The sequence below is a fragment of the Streptomyces sp. NPDC004610 genome (assembly GCF_040609715.1).
In the GTDB taxonomy this organism is placed as follows: domain Bacteria; phylum Actinomycetota; class Actinomycetes; order Streptomycetales; family Streptomycetaceae; genus Streptomyces.
This window is the reverse complement of the sequence record NZ_JBEXLA010000027.1, coordinates 21,863-40,016: the sequence shown is the minus strand read 5'-3', so window position 1 is coordinate 40,016 and position 18,154 is coordinate 21,863. Positions and strand designations below refer to the sequence as shown.

Here is an 18,154-nt window from a genome sequence, read left to right as displayed (position 1 = left end):
CCGGTCCAGGTTGTACGCGTTGCGGATGATTGACCGCGCGCCGGGTGGTGCGGTTGCCTCGTTGCCGACCATGAACGGGGGCGCGACGACCACGCGCCCACGGGGAACAACGGGGAAAAGAACACAGGGGGAACTGTGCTCACACGCATGCGCGCACTGCCGGTCGGGATGCTCGCGACAACGGTGGTGGCCCTGACGGCGACGACCGCCACGGCCGCCCCGGCACCGCTCACCGAGCGGATCACGCTGTCGGCCACCGGCGGCCAGCTCACCGGGGCGTCGGACGGCCCCCGCCTCAGCGCCGACGGCCGCTACGCCGCCTTCGCCTCCTACGCCGCCGACGCGGTGCCCGGCGACACCAACGAGGCGCCCGATGTCCTCGTCCGGGATCTGCGGCGCGGGACCGTCGAGCGGGTCAGCGCGGCATCCGACGGCACCCCCGCCGACGCCGCCGCCCACTCCGCGCGGATCAGCGGCGACGGCCGGTACGTGGCCTTCGTCTCCCGGGCGTCGAACCTGGTCGACTGGCCGGTGCCGCAGACCCCGTACAGCGACGACGTGTATGTGCGCGACCGGCGGACCGGGACGACCGAGCGGGTCAGTGGAGCCGCCGACGGGGGATCGGCCGCCGTCTCCGACAGCCTCGATCTGTCCGCCGACGGCCGGCTGGTCGCCTTCACCGCGCAGGCGCACCGGGTCGAGGGCGGCGACGCCCCGCACCAGACCCGCGCCTATGTCACCGACCGGGTGACCGGCGAGCGGCGCACCATCAGCGACCGGCTGCCCGCCGACTGGTACGTCCAGAACCTGCGGCTCAGCGCCGACGGCACCCACGCCGCCTACATCCAGCGCCATCCGCGCGGCGGCCCGGGTCAGCTCTGGCTGGCCGATCTGCGCACCGGTGAGCAGCGCCAGCTCAATCTCACCCCGGAGGGCGAGCAGACCGGCGGCGGCCCGGCGGGCCTGTCCCTGTCGGCGGACGGCGGCCGGGTGGCGTACGGCTCCTTCGACGACCGGGTGGTGCCCGGGGCGCCGGAGTACACCTGGGAGCTGTATCTGCACGACACCCGGACCGGCACCACCCGCTGGATCACCCACGAGGGCACCGGCGGGCTCGGCGCGGGCGTCCTCAGCGCCGACGGCCGCAGGCTGGCCTACACCCGGGAGACCGAGCGCCCGGACGGCACGACCGCCGACAACGTCTACGTTCGTGATCTCGGCGGCGCCGGGCGGACCGTACGGGCCACCGGGGACCTCGGCGGCGGGGCGCTCACCGAGGGCTACTCGGCCGCCACCGACTTCGCCGCCCGGGGCCGGGTGCTCGGTCTGTTCTCCTCCTCGTCCCGCCTGGTCACCGGCGACACCAATGGGGAGGGCGACGGCTTTGTGGTGCGGCCGTGACGGCCACGCGCTGACCGCATCCTGAGACACACGGTGAGCACGGGGACGGTCTGTGCCAGACTGCCCCCGTGTTCTCGTTCGCCACGATTATTGGCAGCAGGCGCGCCGGTCCGCAGTGACCGCCTCGTACGACCACGTACAGGTGGCCACCGTCGTTCTCGACCCGCGCGCAGACCTCTCGCACCCGCGAGAGGTTTTTCGCATTTCTGGCCCACCCGCAGCCGGTGGCGGAGCGCGAGGGATCATAGGGGGACGGTGGAGCCGGTCATTCCGGTACAGACCGCGATCATCACCTCAGGAGCCTTGAACCATGACGGAAACCAGCGAGCGCGACGACTCGTTCCATGTCTTCGACACCACTCTGCGCGACGGTGCGCAGCGGGAGGGCATCAACCTCACCGTCGCCGACAAGCTGGCCATCGCACGGCACCTGGACGACTTCGGCGTCGGCTTCATCGAGGGCGGCTGGCCCGGCGCCAACCCCCGCGACACCGAGTTCTTCGCCCGCGCCCGGCAGGAGATCACCTTCCGCCACGCCCAGCTCGTCGCCTTCGGCGCCACCCGCCGGGCCGGTGCCAGGGCCGCCGAGGACCCCCAGGTCCGGGCCCTGCTGGAGTCCGGCGCCCCGGTGATCACCCTGGTCGCCAAGTCCCACGACCGCCATGTCGAGCTGGCCCTGCGCACCACCCTGGACGAGAACCTGGAGATGGTCCGCGACACGGTCTCCCATCTGCGCGCGCAGGGCCGCCGGGTCTTCGTCGACTGCGAGCACTTCTTCGACGGCTACCGGGCCAACGCCGAGTACGCCAAGGCCGTCGTCCGGACCGCCGCCGAGGCCGGCGCCGAGGTCGTCATCCTCTGCGACACCAACGGCGGCATGCTCCCCGCCCAGATCCAGGCCGTCGTCACCACCGTCCTCGCCGACACCGGCGCCCGGCTCGGCATCCACGCCCAGGACGACACCGGCTGCGCGGTCGCCAACACCCTCGCCGCCGTCGACGCGGGCGCCACCCATGTCCAGTGCACCGCCAACGGCTACGGCGAGCGGGTCGGCAACGCCAATCTGTTCCCGGTGGTCGCCGCGCTGGAGCTGAAGTACGGCAAGCGGGTCCTGCCCGAGGGCCGGCTGCGGGACATGACCCGGATCTCGCACGCCATCGCCGAAGTGGTCAACCTCACCCCGTCCACCCACCAGCCCTACGTCGGGGTCTCCGCGTTCGCCCACAAGGCCGGGCTGCACGCCTCCGCGATCAAGGTCGACCCGGACCTCTACCAGCACATCGACCCCGAGCAGGTCGGCAACACCATGCGGATGCTCGTCTCCGACATGGCCGGCCGCGCCTCCATCGAGCTGAAGGGCAAGGAACTCGGCATCGACCTCGGCGGCGACCGCGACCTCGTCGGCCGGGTCGTCGAGCGGGTCAAGGAACACGAGCTCAAGGGCTACACCTACGAGGCCGCCGACGCCTCCTTCGAGCTGCTGCTGCGCGCCGAGGTCGAGGGCGCCCCGCTGTCCTACTTCCAGGTCGAGTCCTGGCGGGCGATCGTGGAGGACCGCCCCGACGGCACCCACGCCAACGAGGCCACGGTGAAGCTGTGGGCCAAGGGGGAGCGGATCGTCGCCACGGCTGAGGGCAACGGGCCGGTCAACGCGCTCGACCGGGCGCTGCGGGTGGCGCTGGAGAAGATCTACCCCCAGCTCGCCAAGCTGGAGCTGGTCGACTACAAGGTCCGCATCCTGGAGGGCGTCCACGGCACCCAGTCCACGACCCGCGTCCTGATCTCCACGACGGACGGGACGGGGGAGTGGTCGACGGTGGGGGTGGCGGAGAACGTCATCGCCGCGAGCTGGCAGGCGCTGGAGGATGCGTATACGTACGGGTTGCTGCGGGCGGGTGTGACACCGGCGAGGTAGTGGTGCGGGTGCGGGCCGGTGGGGCTCGTTCGCGCAGTTCCCCGCGCCCCTAAAGGCCCTTGCGGGCAACGTGCCTCAAAGGGGCGCTGGGGGTACCCCCTCTGGGGGAGGAACTGCGCGACCAGCCACAGACCACCCGCACCCGGCAACGCACCCCACCCACCCCTACATCGCCGAATCCCGGGACCGCGGGACCTCGGGTCCCCGGTCCCGCCCGGGAACCCGATCCAGCCGGAAAAGCCCCGCGCCAGCGGACCGCTGGGCCGCCGCCCCCGAAGCCGTCGACCGCGTCAGCTCCTCCATGCTGTCGGAGAGGTACCCGATCCACGTCGCGCTCTCCTCCTCCATGATCCGCTGCGCGTCCCCCCGCAGCCGCTCGATCACCAGCAGCAGCGCCGCCTGCTCCTTCTCGCTCGGGGTGTCACCGCTGCGCAGATACGCCTGCGTGAAGTCCGACTGCGCCTTCTTCAGCACCTGCTGGAGCGCTATCTCGGTCCGTATGTACCGCGTCCAGGACGCCGAGAAGCCGAAGATCCGGTCGAACAGCACACACCCCGCGCCCGCCGCGAGGAACACGAAGCCCCACTCCGGCTGGAGCAGCGTCGGGTCCGCCGCGTGCACCAGCGGGGTGAGCGTCCCGACGATCCCGAGCAGCCCGGCGAGCGCGCGCAGCGAGCGCGACCAGCGCGAGGGGGCCCGGCGCCGCCCCAGGTACCAGCCGATCGCCGTGGTGACCTCCGCCTCCGCCTGCTTGAACAGCTCCCACAGCACCTCCGGCCGGGAACGCGTCCGGTCCAGTTCGGTGAGTTCGGACACCGTCATGTCCGCCACCTTGCGTCTCCTCGGCATGCCCGTTCCTGTCCTCCCGGCCGATCCAGTGCTTGGGGCATGGTATGCGCCACTCGCGGCCCTGTCTCACACGTCGTCAAGAAGTGCGTCCGGCATAGGCAGTTGAGGTGGTCCGGGGTGCTTGACACCCCCTCCGGAGGGGCAATGGCCCGCATAAGCTGTTTCGCGTCACAGGCAAGCCGGGGGTGTTCCGTGCGCATCGTCCACATCAGTGATCTGCACGCCAGAGGCGACTGGCAGACCGACCAGAAAAAGGTGCTGCGGGCCTTCCTCACGGATGTGGCCGAACAGCACGCGGACACACCGGTCGACTGCGTGGTCTTCAGCGGCGATCTGGCCTTCGGCGGCAAGCCCGAGCAGTTCGCCCAGGCCCGCGAGCTGCTCCTCGACCCCTTGCAGGAGGCGCTCGGCCTGGACCGGGAGCGGATGATCCTCGCGCCCGGCAACCACGATGTCGACATCTCCCGGATCGACGAGTACCAGGAGGCCGGACTGCTCGCCCGGCTCACCGACCGCGACCAGGTCAACGCCTTCCTCGACCGCGGGGACCTGCCGGCCCAGCTCGACCGGCTGGCCGCCTGGGTGGAGTTCAGCGACGCCTACTACGCCGGGACCGCGGTCGAGCGCCTCTCCCCGCTGATCACCCTGCACCGCTTCACCGTCGGCGCCGCCGAGGTCGCCGCCGCCTCCCTCACCTCCTGCTGGCGGGCCACCGGCGCCGGGGACGACGCCGACCGGGCCCACCTCATCGTCGGCGACCGGCAGCTCACCCAGGCCGTCGACCGGCTCGGCGACGCCGATCTCAAGCTCGCCGCGATGCACCACCCCGTCGACTGGCTCGCCGAGTTCGACCGCGCCGACGTCCGCCGCGAGCTGGGCCGGTTCGACGTGCTGTGCACCGGCCATGTCCATGTGGTCGACCCGGCCGGGATCGCGGGCCGTACCGGCAGCCTGATGCACAGCGCCGCCGGGTCCCTGTTCCAGTGGCGGAACTACCTCAACGCCTACAGCGTCATCGACGTCCGCGCCCTGCGGGCCCCGCGCGCCTACACCGTGCACATCCGCAGCTACTACGACGAGCGGGACGCCTTCGACACCGGCGTCAACGCGGTCGCCGAGGGCCGGCTCGACATCGACTTCGCGGCACCGGGCGCCCCCACCACGTCCACCACCGGCTCCGCCCCCACCACCCCCGGTTCCGCCGCTGCACCGGAGCCCCCCGCCCCCCTCTCGCCCGCCGACCTGGCCGCCGAGACCCTGGTGGACGCCGTCCGCGAGCGGAGCCTGATCCTCGGGCCCGAGCGGGAGCAACTGCCGATGGAGGGGCTGCTCGTGCCCCCCGTGCTGCTGCGGATGAGCGTCGACCAGTGGATGGCGCTGGAGAACCTGGACGAGGGCCGGGTCGGCGCCGACGAACTGATCGAGAGCCTCGCCGAGCACCGCCACTTCCTGATCGTCGGCGACGAGTACACCGGACTCACCAGCACCCTCCAGTGGCTCGCCCACTCCGCCTACCGGGGCGACCCCCAGTACGTGCCCGTCGTCATCGACTTCACGGCCGTCGAGAACGGGCCCAGCGGGGTCGAGAAGGAGATCCGCCGCCAGCTCGCCGGGGCCGGTATCGCCCTCGGCCGGCGCGACCCGCTGCCCCGCCTCGCCCTCGCCGTCGACAACATCGACCCCCGCTCCGAGAAACGGCTGCGGCATCTGCTGAAGTTCCTCACCCAGCACCCGGACCACCTCGCCTTCCTGGGCTGCCGCACCACCGCCCACCACCGGGTCTCCGACGCCATGACCGCCGAGGAGTGCCCCGCCCGGATCCGCCATCTCGGCCCGTTCGGGCGCCGGGAGCTGCGCGCGCTGGTACGGCTGCTGCGGCCCGACGAGTCCGAGGCCGATGTCAACGCCATGCTCGATCTGCTGGCCCGCGGCGGACTGCCCCGCACCCCGGTGATGCTGGCCGCGCTGCTGTCCACCGCCGGACAGCGCGACTGGACCACCGGCGCCAACAGCACCGCCATCCTGGAGTCCTACCTCGGGCTGCTGCTGGGCCGGGACGACCCCCGGGTCGACCGCCGCTTCGAACTCGACTTCCTCGCCCTGCGGGACATCGTCGCCTGCGTCAATGAGCATCTGATGCTCACCGGGCAGGACTCCCTGCCCCGGATCGACGCCGAGCAGTTCCTGCTGGACTACTTCAAGGGCCTCGGCTGGTCCGAGCCGCCCGGGGCCGTGCTGGACGCGCTGATAGCCAAGCGGCTGCTCACCGAGCGGGACGGCACCATCCACTTCTGCCAGCCGATGATCCGCCCGCTGCTCGCCGCCTACCGGCTGGACCAGTCCACCGAGCTGAAGGACCTGGTGCTGGCCACCCCCCAGCGCCACGCCCAGGTCATCCGGCACACCGCCGCCCTGCGCCGCAACGACGCCGATCTGCTGAGCACCACCGCCCAGGGCTTCCGGGCGCTGCGCGAACGCCTCGGCGACGGCGGCAGCGACCCGTTCTCCGTGCTCGCCACCAAGGAGGGCTGGCTGGAGGACGCCAAGGCCGCCCTGGACGACTTCTTCCCCGCCGACCTGGCCTATGAGTCCGCCCCGCCGGCCCAGGTCCCCGGCGACTTCCGGGTGATGATGGACGACCTCCAGGACCAGGCCGACGCCATGCAGACGCTCGCCCAGGACCAGCGTCAGGGCGCGGGCTTCAACCCCACCGAGTTCGAGGCGTACGTCGAGGCCCTCGATCTCCTCGCCGATGTGCTGCGCAGCAGCGAACTGGTGCGCAATCTGGAGCTGAAGAACGAGACCCTCAGGCTCTGTCTGAACGGCTACGGGGTGCGGGCCGCGCTGATGGCCGCCGAGTGGAGCGACCGCGACGGCCGCAGCATCTTCCGAGACTCCCTCGCCGAGGTCCTGGACCGGCAGGAGATCGGCGAGGAGGAGTTCGAGAGCTTCATGGGCCGGGTCGAGCTGTACTCGCCGATCCTGTCCTCCTACTGGGCGCTGTCCCAGGTGCTGGCCAGCGGCAAGCTGTCCCGGCTGACCGGCGAGGCGCTCGGCGACGCCGCTTTCGTCGCACAGCCGGGACAGGCCCTGATGGCGGTGCTGCTGATGCGGCACATGGGCGACCGGGACTGGGTCAGGCACGCCTCGGCCGTGATCAAGCGGCACGGCGAGCGGGAGGTGATCGGCGAGATCCTGCGGCTGTTCGCCTTCACCAGCTATCTCCAGCCCGATCTGGGCAAGGACGAGCTGGGCGCGCTGGAGAGCCTGCTGTGCGACATAGCCCTGCACCGCAAGGAGGTCCCGCCCGGACCGGCCCGCACCCAGCACTTCAACCACATCATCCAGGGCATGCGCCAGCGCCGCCTCCAGTCCCTCCAGCGCGGCGACGAGTACGCCATCTCCCCCAGCCTGTGAACCGCCCTCCGGACCGGCCGAAGAGCAGCACCCGAATGCCTGATTCCTGGCTATTCAGGTACTTTCGTACCTATGAAGGGCAACGGCACGCTCGTCCGGGACGCCGTACGCCTGCTGGCCGTGCCGGTCGCGGCGGTGCTGGCGGTGCTGCTGGGCGCCCCGGGCGCACAGGCCGACACCGACCTCTCCACCGTCGCCGCGGCCCTGCGCGAGAGCCCGGTCTATGTCGACCCCGCGGCGACGGACATCCTCGCCGCCTCCGACGCCCAGGCCCTCGCCGACAAGATCGAGGATGCCGGAAAGCCGGTCTTCGTCGCCGTCCTCCCGCCCGGCCGGCCGACCCAGAACCTCTTCCAGAACCTGCGCACCGACACCGGCATCACCGGCCTCTACGGCATCCGGCTCAGCGACCGCTTCGACGCCCGCGCCGACAGCAGCGTGCTCAGCCGCCAGGGCGTGGCCAACCTGGTCACCGCGGCCCAGGGTGCGGGCGACGCCAAGGCCCAGCTCAACGACTTCGTGGACGACGCCCTGCGCAGTGTCGGCGGCACGGCCCCCGCGAGCTGGGGCGACGGCAGCGGCACCGGCTCAGGCGTCTCCGCCACCGGTCTGATCACCGCCGGCGGGGTCCTCGCGGCGGGCGGCGTCACCGCGTACGCCCTGCTCCGCCGCAACCGCACCCGGCACGAGCAGGAGCGCCGGGCCGCGCTGGAGAAGCTGGCCGTGGTCGTCGACGAGGACATCACCGCCTACGGCGAGGAACTCGACCGCCTCGACTTCCACCCCGGCGAACCCGGCGCCGACGACGCCATGCGCGCCGACTACACCCACGCCCTGGACGCCTATGAACAGGCCAAGTCCCTGATGGCCGCCGCGACCCGCCCCGAGCAGGTGCGCGAGGTGACCCAGGCCCTCCAGGACGGCCGTTTCGCGCTCGCCTCCCTCGCCGCCCGCCGGGCCGGACAGCCGCTGCCCGAGCGCCGCCCGCCCTGCTTCTTCGACCCGCGCCACGGCCCCTCGGTCGCCGAGGTCACCTGGACCCCGCCCGGCGGCGCCACCCGCGAGGTGCCGGTCTGCGCGGCCGACCGCACCCGGCTGGCGGACGGCGAGGCCCCGCTGGTCCGCGAGGTCGACACCCCCACGGGACGCCGCCCGTACTGGGACGCCGGACCCGCCTACGGCCCCTGGGCGGGCGGCTACTTCGGCGGCGGCCTGCTCCCCGGCCTGCTGGTCGGCACCCTGCTCGGCAGCGCCATGGCCACCCCGTCCTACGCCGCCGACTACGGCTCCGGCTACGGCGACTTCGGCGCCGCCGGTTACCAGGGCGGCGATGTCTCGGGCGCGGACTTCGACCCCGGGGACTTCGGCGGGGGCGGTGACTTCGGTGGCGGGGGCGGCTTCGGCGGCGGCGATTTCGGAGGCGGCGGCGGCTTCTGACCCACCCCCCGCCCCACTAGGCCAGCTTCCGTCCTACATCCCCCCTACGGTACGGAGATGACGACGACCGCGAAGCCCACGCCCGCCACGCCCGACGGCTCCACCCCGCTCCCCTTCACCTCCGCCGACGCCCTCGACGCCTGGCTCGCCGCGCATCCCGCACCGCATCCCGGCCTGTGGGTGAAGGTCGCCAAGAAGGACTCGGGGCTGGCCTCGGTCACCTGGGAGGACGTCAACGACGTGGCCCTGTGCCATGGCTGGATCACCGGCCAGCGCCGCACCCTGGACGCCACCCACTACCTCCAGCGCATCACCCCGCGGCGGCGCGGCAGCCACTGGTCCATGGTCAATGTGCGCCGGGTGGCCGAACTGGAGACGGCGGGCCGGATGCGCTCCGGCGGCCGGTCCGAGGTGACGGCGGCCCGCGCGGACGGCCGCTGGGACGCGGCGTACGAATCGCAGAGCAGGGCGACCGTGCCCGACGATCTGGCGGCGGCGCTGGACGCCAGCCCGCGCGCCCGCGCGGCCTTCGACGCGCTGGGCCGCACCGACCGCTATCTGATCATCCTGGGCCTGCTCCGCACCCGCACGGCACAGGGCCGCGCCACCCGCCTGGCGACGGACGTGGCCCGGTTGGAGAAGGCGGGGGAGTGAGGGGGGCGTGATGAGGGGCGTGACGGGGGCGTGACACACGAAGGCCGCCCCGGAGGGCGGCCCGCTGCCGTGGTGGTCAGGCGTTCTTGATCGCCGAGATGTCGAAGATCAGCTTGATCTTGTCGGAGACCAGGAAGCCGCCGGTCTCCAGCGCGGCGTTCCAGGTCAGGCCCCACTCGGAGCGCTTGATCTCGGTCTTGCCCTCGAAGCCGACGCGCTCGTTGCCGAACGGGTCCTTGGCGGCGCCGTTGAACTCCAGGTCGATGGTGATCGGCTTGGTGACCCCGAGCACCGACAGATCGCCGGTGATCCGGTAGTCCTCGTCACCGAGGGCCTCGGCCGCGGTGGAGCGGAAGGTCATCGTCGGGAACTCGTCGATCTTGAAGAAGTCCGAGCTCTTCAGATGGCCGTCGCGGTCGGCGTTGCCGGTGTCCACGCTCTCCATCTTCACGTCGATGGTCGCCGTGGACTTGGCCGGGTCCGAGCCGTCCAGGTGCAGGCTGCCGGTGAAGTCGAGGAACTTGCCTTTGACGTTGGTGACCATGGCGTGCCGGGCGGTGAAGCCGATGGTGGTGTGGGCCGGGTCGAGGGTGTACTCGCCGGTCAGCGCGGAGAGGTCGGTCATGGCGTGCTCCTTGGGGTCGAGGGCGGTCGTACATCCGTGTATCCGTACAGCCGCACAGTCGTTCGTTTCGGTTGAATCTTCAAGAATCTCGCTGCGGTGATGACCCTAGACCTATTCGGTTCAAGTTTCAACATCAGAGCGAAGGTGTTGCGCGTGCTTGCCTTCTGGTTGCCCGTGCATGTCTTCTTGTCCACCGGAAGCGTGCCGCACAAACGGCCCGGACACCGGGCACATCACTCCGGCGACGGCATGCCGCGGACGAGAATGCGGGGTGGCGACCGGGTGACGGCTTTGTGCGACCCCCACAACGGCCACGCCGTCTGAGCAGTCGGAACGCCTGCATGGCGGTGAGGTTCTGTTCAGTGGTACCAGGAAAACGGGCCGGAGACTGTACGGAGTCGACGGCTCGCTTTCCTTGGCGGACTTCGTAAGGTCGCTACATGACCGTTTTGGAAGAGACGACGGGTGAGCCCACCGGTGAGCCGACCGACGCGCGCGGGCGCGTCGCCGAGCTCCACGAGATCCGGGCGCAGGCGGTCGCCGGGCCGAGCGAGAAGGCGACGGCCGCCCAGCACGCCAAGGGCAAGCTGACGGCGCGCGAGCGCATCGAGCTGCTCGTGGACCCGGGGTCCTTCCAGGAGGTCGAGCAGCTGCGCCGGCACCGCGCGCAGGGCTTCGGCCTGGAGGCCAAGAAGCCGTTCACCGACGGTGTCATCACCGGCTGGGGCACGGTCGAGGGCCGTACGGTCTTTGTCTACGCCCATGACTTCCGGATCTTCGGCGGCGCCCTGGGCGAGGCCCACGCCACCAAGATCCACAAGATCATGGACATGGCCATCGCGGCCGGAGCCCCCCTGGTCTCCCTGAACGACGGCGCCGGGGCCCGGATCCAGGAGGGCGTCTCCGCCCTCGCCGGCTACGGCGGCATCTTCCAGCGCAACACCAAGGCGTCCGGCGTCATCCCGCAGATCTCGGTGATGCTCGGCCCGTGCGCGGGCGGCGCGGCCTACAGCCCGGCGCTGACCGACTTCGTCTTCATGGTCCGCGACACCTCGCAGATGTTCATCACCGGCCCGGACGTCGTCAAGGCGGTCACCGGCGAGGAGATCACCCAGAACGGCCTGGGCGGCGCCGATGTGCACGCCGAGACCTCGGGCGTCTGCCACTTCGCCTACGACGACGAGGAGACCTGCATCGCCGAGGTGCGCTACCTCCTCTCCCTCCTCCCGCAGAACAACCGCGAGAACCCGCCCCGCGTCGACGCCACCGACCCGGTGGACCGCCGCGGCGACACCCTGCTGGACCTCGTCCCGGCCGACGGCAACCGGCCGTACGACATGGCCAAGGTGATCGAGGAGATCGTCGACGACGGCGAGTTCCTGGAGGTCCATGAGCGCTGGGCGCGGAACATCATCTGCGCGCTGGCCCGGATCGACGGCCAGGTGGTCGGCATCGTTGCCAACCAACCCCAGGTGCTCGCCGGGGTCCTGGACATCGAGGCATCCGAAAAAGCTGCGCGCTTTGTGCAGATGTGTGACGCTTTCAATGTCCCGATCGTGACCTTCCTGGATGTCCCCGGCTTCCTCCCGGGCGTCGACCAGGAGCACGGCGGAATCATCCGCCATGGAGCGAAGCTGCTCTACGCCTACTGCAACGCCACCGTGCCGAGGCTCTCCCTGATCCTCCGCAAGGCGTACGGCGGGGCCTACATCGTGATGGACAGCCAGTCCATCGGTGCCGACCTCACCTACGCCTGGCCGACCAACGAGATCGCCGTGATGGGCGCCGACGGTGCCGCCAATGTCATCTTCCGCCGGCAGATCGCCGACGCCGAGGACCCCGAGGCCATGCGGGCCCGCATGGTCAAGGAGTACAAGTCCGAACTCATGCATCCGTACTACGCGGCCGAGCGCGGCCTGGTCGACGACGTCATCGACCCCGCCGAGACCCGTGAGGTACTGGCCAAGGCCCTGGCGATGCTGCACACCAAGCACGCCGACCTGCCCTCCCGCAAGCACGGCAATCCCCCGCAGTAACCCGGCGGACCCGCCGCGGCAACCCCGCGGACCTCTCTTCCACGGAGACTGAAGCCATGAACACCCCTGACATCCGCGTCGAGAAGGGCCATGCCGAGCCCGAAGAGGTCGCCGCTCTCACGGCGATCCTGCTGGCCCGCGCGAGTGCCCACACCCCCGAGCCCGCCCCCGCGGCCACCCGCCGCGCCCCCTGGCGCCGCCTGGAACGCGAACCGGGCTTCCGAGCCCCCCACAGCTGGCGCTGAAAACCCGAAAGGGCCCTTCTCCACCCGGAGAAGGGCCCTTTTCCGACACCACCAGGGGCAACGCCCTGTCTTTGAGGGGCGCTGGGGGTACCCCCTCCGGGGGAGGAACTGCGCGACCAGCCACACCCCACCCGCACCCGGCACACCACAACAACCGGCCCCCCCCGTAGCCGAGCCCGACCTACCTCAACCGAGCCATCAACGCATGCTCGACCAACGTGATGAGCGTGGACTTCGCATCGGCCCGATGCCGCGCGTCCGTCGTGATGATCGGCGTATCCGGCCCGATCTGAAGGGCCTCCCGCACCTCATCGGGCGAGTACGGCTGATTCCCGTCGAACCCGTTCAGCGCGATCACGAACGGCAGCCCGCTGTTCTCGAAGTAGTCGACCGCGGGGAAGCAGTCCGCGAGCCGCCGGGTGTCGACCAGCACCACCGCGCCGATCGCCCCCCGCACCAGGTCGTCCCACATGAACCAGAACCGGTCCTGTCCGGGCGTACCGAACAGATAAAGAATTAGATCCTGGTCGAGGGTGATGCGGCCGAAGTCCATGGCGACCGTGGTGGTCGTCTTGTCCCCGGTGTGGGTGAGGTCGTCGATGCCGGCGCTCGCGGACGTCATGACGGCCTCGGTGCGCAGCGGGTTGATCTCCGAGACGGCGCCGACGAACGTGGTCTTGCCCACGCCGAAGCCGCCCGCCACCACGATCTTCGCGGAGGTGGTGGAGCGGGAAGGCCCTCCGCTAGAGCTTGCGAAGTCCACTGAGCACCCTTTCGAGCAGTGTCACGTCTGGCTGGCCGCCGGCGCTCTCGTCGCCGCCGGGCTGATGGATGGCTACCAGTCCCGCCTCCGCCAAGTCGGCGACGAGGATCCTGGCCACGCCGAGGGGGATCGAGAGCAGCGCCGAGACCTCGGCCACCGACTTGATCTCCCGGCACAGGTTGCAGATCCGCTGATGCTCGGGCAACTGCCCGTGCAACTGGTGCGGAGCCGCGGTGGTGTGCACCAGCGCCTCGATGGCGAGCTGGTACCGCGGCCTGGTGCGACCGCCCGTCATGGCGTACGGGCGCACCAGGGGGTTGTTCATCGTCCCGGCGGGTGCCGGTTCCGGGGCACGGCGCTGCGGCTGCACCGGCTGGAAACGCGGCGCCCCCGCCCCGCCGTAGGGCGAGGGACCCGGGCCCTGCGGGGCGTACGGCTGCTGACGGTGGCTCGGCGTGGAGGGGAAGTTGTACGGGTTCGCGGACCCGTCGCCGTGCCCCTGACCGGGGCCGTACGACCAGTTGCCCGAGGAACCGCCTTGGGGTGTTGCCACTTTCTCCTCCTCCGACTGTGCCTGTGTCGGGCACCCATCGCTGTGGAGCCGCGTTCCGAAACCTTACGGCCACGGGACCCGAAAACGCACCGTTGTCTGTTAGTTGAGAAGGCTCCCCTGGAGCTCGGCCCGGAGATCCGGCGTCAGCACCGTGCCCGCACGGTCGACCAGCAGCGCCATCTCGTACCCGATGAGACCGATGTCCGCCTCCGGGTGGGCCAGCACCGCCAGCGACGACCCGTCGGAGACGGACATGATGAAGAGGAAGCCCCGCTCCATCTCCACCACCGTCTGATTCACGCTGCCGCCCTCGAAGATGCGTGAGGCACCGGCGGTCAGCGAGGTCAGACCGGAGGCGACGGCCGCGAGCTGGTCGGCGCGGTCGCGGGGAAAGCCTTCGGACATCGCCAGAAGGAGTCCGTCGGCGGAGACCACCACCGTGTGCGACACCCCGGGGGTGTTGTCCACGAAGTTGGTGATCAACCAGTTCAGGTTCTGTGCCGCCTGGCTCATCGGGCTCACACTAACGCTCCTGGTTGTAGGTGCTGTCAGGACCACCGTTTTGGCTGCTGGTGGCCTGGCCGTTGCTCTTGTCACTTCCTGCGCTGCGTCCCCGCTGGACACCCCGGCGCAGGTTGCTCAGCCTGCCCCGGACGTCCTCGGGGGCGCGGGAGACCTGTGGGCCGCCCTGCGGGGTCGTCTCCGCGGCGCCCTCGACCAGATTGGCCTTGGGCACCCGCCGCGGCAGGCCGGAGGAGGTGACCCCACCCGCCTTGGGTTTGCGGAGTTGCGCGGCCTGCTGCCAGCGCTCGTCGTTCGCCGAGCGCCAGTCGTCGTTGTCCTGGGCCGTGCCGTTCGCGGTGGCGTGTGAGGTTCCGTTCGCCGCCGGAGCCGCCGATTCCCGGTTCGCGGGGCGGCCCGCGCCCGCGCCGCTCGCGGTGGAGCCGCGGCGCGGAAGCCCGGCGTCGGTCAGCTCATGGCCGACGGAGGGGGTCGGTCCCGGACGCTCGAAGCCTACGCGCTCCCGCTCACCCGCGTCAGCGGCCCCCGGAGATTCCGCTTCCGGGGTGAACTGGTCCGGGTATCCGTTCCGATAGCCGTTCGGCTGGGGCCAGTCGTCCTGGTAGGGCCGCTCTTCAGGCCCGGGGTAACCATTCTGCCCGGCGGTCCCCGACTCGCCCTGCGGCTGCTCCGCATACGGGGCTTGCGGCTCCTCCGCATAGGGAGCCTGAGCCGGGTAGCCGTCCTGCGTCGGATAGTCGCCCTGCGCGGGGAAGTCGCTCCGGGTGGGGAAGTCGCCCTGCGTCGGATAGTCGCCCTGAGCCGGGTAGCCGTCCTGGCCGGGGTACCCCTCGTGCTGCGGCAGCTCGGTGCCGGGCGCGAAGTACCGCTCCTCGTAGCCCGACTGCTGCTGCGGCTGCTCCTCGTACCCGGGCTGCGGTCGGCCGAAGGCGTCCGGCTCGGCGTATCCGGGCTGGGCCGGGGCGGCGTCGTAGCCGATGGCGCCGGTGCCGTTGCCGCTGCCGTAGGACGGGGGCTGCTGGGCGGTGCCGAACCCGTCGTAGGTCGGGCCGCCCGGGAGGTCCGTGCCCGGCTCCGGCTGGGTCTGGGACTCCAGGGACGCCCGGCGCTCCTCGCGCATCAGGGAGCGGCCCACCGGGTCCAGATCCCGCGGGTCGTCGGGGACCTCGGTGCCGTAGCGGCTGTCGTCGAAGCCCAGGTCGGCCGCGGTGAGCTGGGGCTGCGGCTGATGGGGCTGGAGGGGCTGCTGAGGCTGCTGGGACTGGTGGGGCTGCGGGGCGAAGCTCTCGCCGCCGCTGAAGTTCTGCTCCGGGATGATCTGCGAGACCGTGAACTCCTCGCGCTCCAGCGGGCTCTCGCCGCCACCGCCATGGGTGATGGCGTCCGGGAGCATGACCAGCGAGGTGGTCCCGGCCTGCTCGCCGGAGGGGCGCAGCTGGACCCGGATGCCGTGCCGGTCGGAGAGCCGCCCGACCACGAACAGGCCCATGCGCTGCGAGATCGCGGCGTCCACGGTGGGCGGGTTGGCCAGCTTGTGGTTGATGTCCGCGAAGTCCTCGGCGGTCAGGCCGATGCCCTTGTCATGGATCTCGATCATCACCCGGCCGTCGGGCAGCCGGGTCGCGGTGACCCGCACCCTGGTCTGCGGGGAGGAGAAGGTGGTGGCGTTCTCCAGCAGCTCGGCCAGCAGATGGACCAGGTCGGTGACGGCCCGGCCGTGGATCTCGGCCTCGGGGACGCCCTGGAGTTCGATGCGCTCGTACTGCTCCACCTCGGAGGAGGCGGCCCGCAGCACATCGACCAGCGGGACCGGCTGGTCCCAGCGGCGGCCGGGCTCCTCGCCCGCGAGGACGAGCAGGTTCTCGCCGTTGCGGCGCATCCGGGTGGCGAGATGGTCCAGCTTGAAGAGGTTCGCCAGCTGGTCGGGGTCGGCCTCGTTGTTCTCCAGATCGGTGATCAGGGTCAGCTGGCCCTCGATGAGCGACTGGTTGCGGCGCGAGAGATTGGTGAAGATCGCGTTGATGTTGCCCCGCAGCAGCGCCTGCTCGGCGGCGAGCCGGACCGCCTCGCGGTGCACCTGGTCGAAGGCGCGGGCGACCTCGCCTATCTCATCGGTCGAGGTGATCGGGATCGGCGCCACCCGGGTGTCCACCCGGCCGGGGTCGGTGCGCGAGAGCTGGTCGACCAGCATCGGCAGCCGCTGCTCGGCTATGCCGAACGCGGCGTTGCGCAGCTGGCGCATCGAGCGGCTCATCTGGCGGGCCACCATGCCGGCCAGGATGAACGCGGCGAGCAGGGCGACGACAACGATGGCGCCGGTGATGAAGGCGTCCCGCCGGGCGTTGTCGGCGAGGGTCGCGGCCTCGTTGACCGCCTTGTCGACGAGTTCCTTCTCGATCTGGTCGTAGCCCTCGAACTTGGCGGTGGCGACCCCCATCCAGGCTGTGGGGGTGACCCCGCGCCGCTCCAGCGCGTCCGTGTCCAGCCCGCCCGCGATGGCCTGGACCATGGTGTCCGCGAGCGGCATCGCCGAGTAGGCGCCGCCCTGGGTCGAGGTCCCGGCGTCGACGGCCTCGCCCCGGTCGCCGACCTCCTGGCGCTTCTCGGCCATGACCGCGTTCAGCCGCTCGACATCGGCAGTCTCGGCGCCGGAGACGAACTCGTTGACGGCGATGCCTTCGAGATAGCGGTAGGAGGCGAGGGAGACCCGCTGCTGGGCGGCGACGGCCGCCTCGTCGGCGGGGCGCAGCAGCAGATGCACACCGATCGCGCGCTCCAGCGAGGCGGCGGCCTTCGCGAGCGAGACGGCGTAGACGGTCCGGCCGTAGCTGGTGACATTGCCGGTGCCGAGTCCCAGCTCATTGGCGAACTCGGTCAGCGAGTGCTGGACCGAGACATAGCCCTCCTCGGTGGCCACCGGGTCCATGGCGGGGGTGTAGGCGCGCTCCCGCAGCGTGCCGAGCTTGGTCTCGTTGGAGCGGAACAGCTCCATCCGGCGGTCGAGGCGGGCCGTGCCCGGCAGATCCTGGGCGGCTTCGTCGAACCGCTGCTTGGCGGCGTCGGTGTCCTGGCGGAGTGTGCGTACGGCGTCGGTCTCGCCCCTGCCGGTCAGCAGATCGGCGGCGGAGAGGTCGCGCTCGTTGAGCAGGGCGGTGCCGTAGTCGTCGGCGGCGCGGACCAGGAGCGCCACCTTGTGGGCGTCCTCGGCCTCCCGCCAGGTGTCGGTCGAGCTCTTGACCTGGAAGCCGCCCATGACCAGTCCGACGGCCACGGGTATGAGGAGGATCGCGTTCAGCCGGGTGGGCACCCGCCAGTTGCGGGGGGAGAGCCGGCTGCCGCCGCCGCGGGCGGGAGGTGCCGACCGGTCCGGGCCGGGCACGGGGGCGGGTACCGCTCCGCGCGCCGGCGGGGTGAAGTTGCCCCGGGCGGGCGGCTCGGGACCTTTGTTGCTTCGCCTCACTCGACCAACAACCTCTCGGCGGTCGGCACCTTCGTCGTGCCGCAGTGTCTCAGAGCCCGGTGCCATCGACGCCGTCGACGGGAAGTACGTCATCGACCCATGGGCAGTTCAGGCATTCCAGCACGTCATCCGGGACTACTCCAAACATGGGGAACCCCGGATTCCAGGTGATGTAAGTACTAGATAAAACGGTCATAAAGAGCGAGCCCCGTCAAAAGACGGGGCTGTCGTACGCATAGCGGCACCACATGAACGCGACGCGTTGCGGTACCACCCG

13 protein-coding genes are annotated in these 18,154 nt (G+C 71.0%); 7 read left to right on the top strand and 6 right to left on the bottom strand.

Translation table 11 applies throughout. The features are described 5' to 3' along the window. Positions 1 to 147 precede the first annotated feature (147 nt). Positions 148 to 1,401 (top strand): hypothetical protein, encoded by a 1,254-nt coding sequence (locus tag ABZX40_RS27250; RefSeq protein WP_355744017.1) that lies wholly within the window; start codon positions 148 to 150, stop codon positions 1,399 to 1,401. A 310-nt stretch (positions 1,402 to 1,711) separates the two neighbouring features. Then, positions 1,712 to 3,316, top strand: coding sequence for a citramalate synthase (cimA, locus tag ABZX40_RS27245; protein WP_355744020.1), 1,605 nt, complete (start codon positions 1,712 to 1,714; stop codon positions 3,314 to 3,316). 165 nt (positions 3,317 to 3,481) lie between these two features. On the opposite strand, the gene ABZX40_RS27240 is transcribed toward cimA, so the two are convergent. Beyond that, a complete protein-coding gene (locus ABZX40_RS27240) occupies positions 3,482 to 4,138 on the bottom strand; it encodes an SLATT domain-containing protein (RefSeq protein WP_355744023.1) in 657 nt (218 codons plus the stop codon). A 219-nt stretch (positions 4,139 to 4,357) separates the two neighbouring features. On the opposite strand from ABZX40_RS27240, the gene ABZX40_RS27235 reads away from it, so the two are divergent. The 3 genes from ABZX40_RS27235 to ABZX40_RS27225 all read left to right on the top strand — a co-directional run bounded on the left by ABZX40_RS27235 (position 4,358) and on the right by ABZX40_RS27225 (position 9,673). Beyond that, positions 4,358 to 7,582 carry a metallophosphoesterase gene (locus ABZX40_RS27235; protein WP_355744026.1) on the top strand — a complete coding sequence of 1,075 codons (3,225 nt, stop codon included), beginning with the start codon at positions 4,358 to 4,360 and terminating at the stop codon, positions 7,580 to 7,582. 72 nt (positions 7,583 to 7,654) lie between these two features. Beyond that, positions 7,655 to 9,019 (top strand): hypothetical protein, encoded by a 1,365-nt coding sequence (locus ABZX40_RS27230; protein WP_355744029.1) that lies wholly within the window; start codon positions 7,655 to 7,657, stop codon positions 9,017 to 9,019. A 57-nt stretch (positions 9,020 to 9,076) separates the two neighbouring features. Further along, positions 9,077 to 9,673, top strand: a complete 597-nt coding sequence (locus ABZX40_RS27225; protein ID WP_355744031.1) for a YdeI/OmpD-associated family protein — start codon at positions 9,077 to 9,079, stop codon at positions 9,671 to 9,673. Positions 9,674 to 9,749: 76 nt separating this feature from the next. On the opposite strand, the gene ABZX40_RS27220 is transcribed toward ABZX40_RS27225, so the two are convergent. Continuing rightward, positions 9,750 to 10,298 (bottom strand): YceI family protein, encoded by a 549-nt coding sequence (locus ABZX40_RS27220; protein ID WP_355744034.1) that lies wholly within the window; start codon positions 10,296 to 10,298, stop codon positions 9,750 to 9,752. 440 nt (positions 10,299 to 10,738) lie between these two features. Here ABZX40_RS27220 and ABZX40_RS27215 point away from each other — a divergent pair, with 440 nt between their 5' ends. Continuing rightward, positions 10,739 to 12,334, top strand: a complete 1,596-nt coding sequence (locus tag ABZX40_RS27215; RefSeq protein ID WP_355744037.1) for an acyl-CoA carboxylase subunit beta — start codon at positions 10,739 to 10,741, stop codon at positions 12,332 to 12,334. 56 nt (positions 12,335 to 12,390) lie between these two features. Then, positions 12,391 to 12,579: an acyl-CoA carboxylase subunit epsilon gene (locus tag ABZX40_RS27210; RefSeq protein ID WP_355744040.1), complete on the top strand. Its 189-nt coding sequence runs from the start codon at positions 12,391 to 12,393 to the stop codon at positions 12,577 to 12,579. Between the two features lie 181 nt (positions 12,580 to 12,760). Here the strand turns inward: ABZX40_RS27210 and ABZX40_RS27205 are convergent, their stop codons facing one another. The 4 genes from ABZX40_RS27205 to ABZX40_RS27190 form a co-directional block, all read right to left on the bottom strand. Beyond that, on the bottom strand, positions 12,761 to 13,342 hold the full coding sequence (locus tag ABZX40_RS27205) for an ATP/GTP-binding protein (RefSeq protein WP_003997631.1): 582 nt from the start codon (positions 13,340 to 13,342) through the stop codon (positions 12,761 to 12,763). Then, entirely contained in the window at positions 13,323 to 13,895 is a 573-nt protein-coding gene (locus tag ABZX40_RS27200) for a DUF742 domain-containing protein (protein ID WP_355744042.1), read from the bottom strand. The genes ABZX40_RS27205 and ABZX40_RS27200 overlap by 20 nt, the downstream gene beginning before the upstream one ends. A 99-nt stretch (positions 13,896 to 13,994) precedes the next feature. Beyond that, complete coding sequence (locus ABZX40_RS27195) at positions 13,995 to 14,408, bottom strand: roadblock/LC7 domain-containing protein (protein WP_005479603.1); 414 nt, start codon at positions 14,406 to 14,408, stop codon at positions 13,995 to 13,997. 10 nt (positions 14,409 to 14,418) lie between these two features. Continuing rightward, positions 14,419 to 17,877 (bottom strand): nitrate- and nitrite sensing domain-containing protein, encoded by a 3,459-nt coding sequence (locus tag ABZX40_RS27190; RefSeq protein WP_355744045.1) that lies wholly within the window; start codon positions 17,875 to 17,877, stop codon positions 14,419 to 14,421. Positions 17,878 to 18,154: the final 277 nt, after the last annotated feature.

Bases quoted from the DNA above. Each gene is read 5' to 3' on its own strand.
- ABZX40_RS27250 (WP_355744017.1), top strand. From the start codon at position 148: ATGCGCGCACTGCCGGTCGGGATGCTCGCGACAACGGTGGTGGCCCTG.
- ABZX40_RS27230 (WP_355744029.1), top strand. From the start codon at position 7,655: ATGAAGGGCAACGGCACGCTCGTCCGGGACGCCGTACGCCTGCTGGCC.
- ABZX40_RS27210 (WP_355744040.1), top strand. From the start codon at position 12,391: ATGAACACCCCTGACATCCGCGTCGAGAAGGGCCATGCCGAGCCCGAA.
- ABZX40_RS27225 (WP_355744031.1), top strand. From the start codon at position 9,077: ATGACGACGACCGCGAAGCCCACGCCCGCCACGCCCGACGGCTCCACC.
- ABZX40_RS27215 (WP_355744037.1), top strand. From the start codon at position 10,739: ATGACCGTTTTGGAAGAGACGACGGGTGAGCCCACCGGTGAGCCGACC.
- cimA (WP_355744020.1), top strand. From the start codon at position 1,712: ATGACGGAAACCAGCGAGCGCGACGACTCGTTCCATGTCTTCGACACC.
- ABZX40_RS27240 (WP_355744023.1), bottom strand. From the start codon at position 4,138: ATGACGGTGTCCGAACTCACCGAACTGGACCGGACGCGTTCCCGGCCG.
- ABZX40_RS27195 (WP_005479603.1), bottom strand. From the start codon at position 14,408: ATGAGCCAGGCGGCACAGAACCTGAACTGGTTGATCACCAACTTCGTG.
- ABZX40_RS27220 (WP_355744034.1), bottom strand. From the start codon at position 10,298: ATGACCGACCTCTCCGCGCTGACCGGCGAGTACACCCTCGACCCGGCC.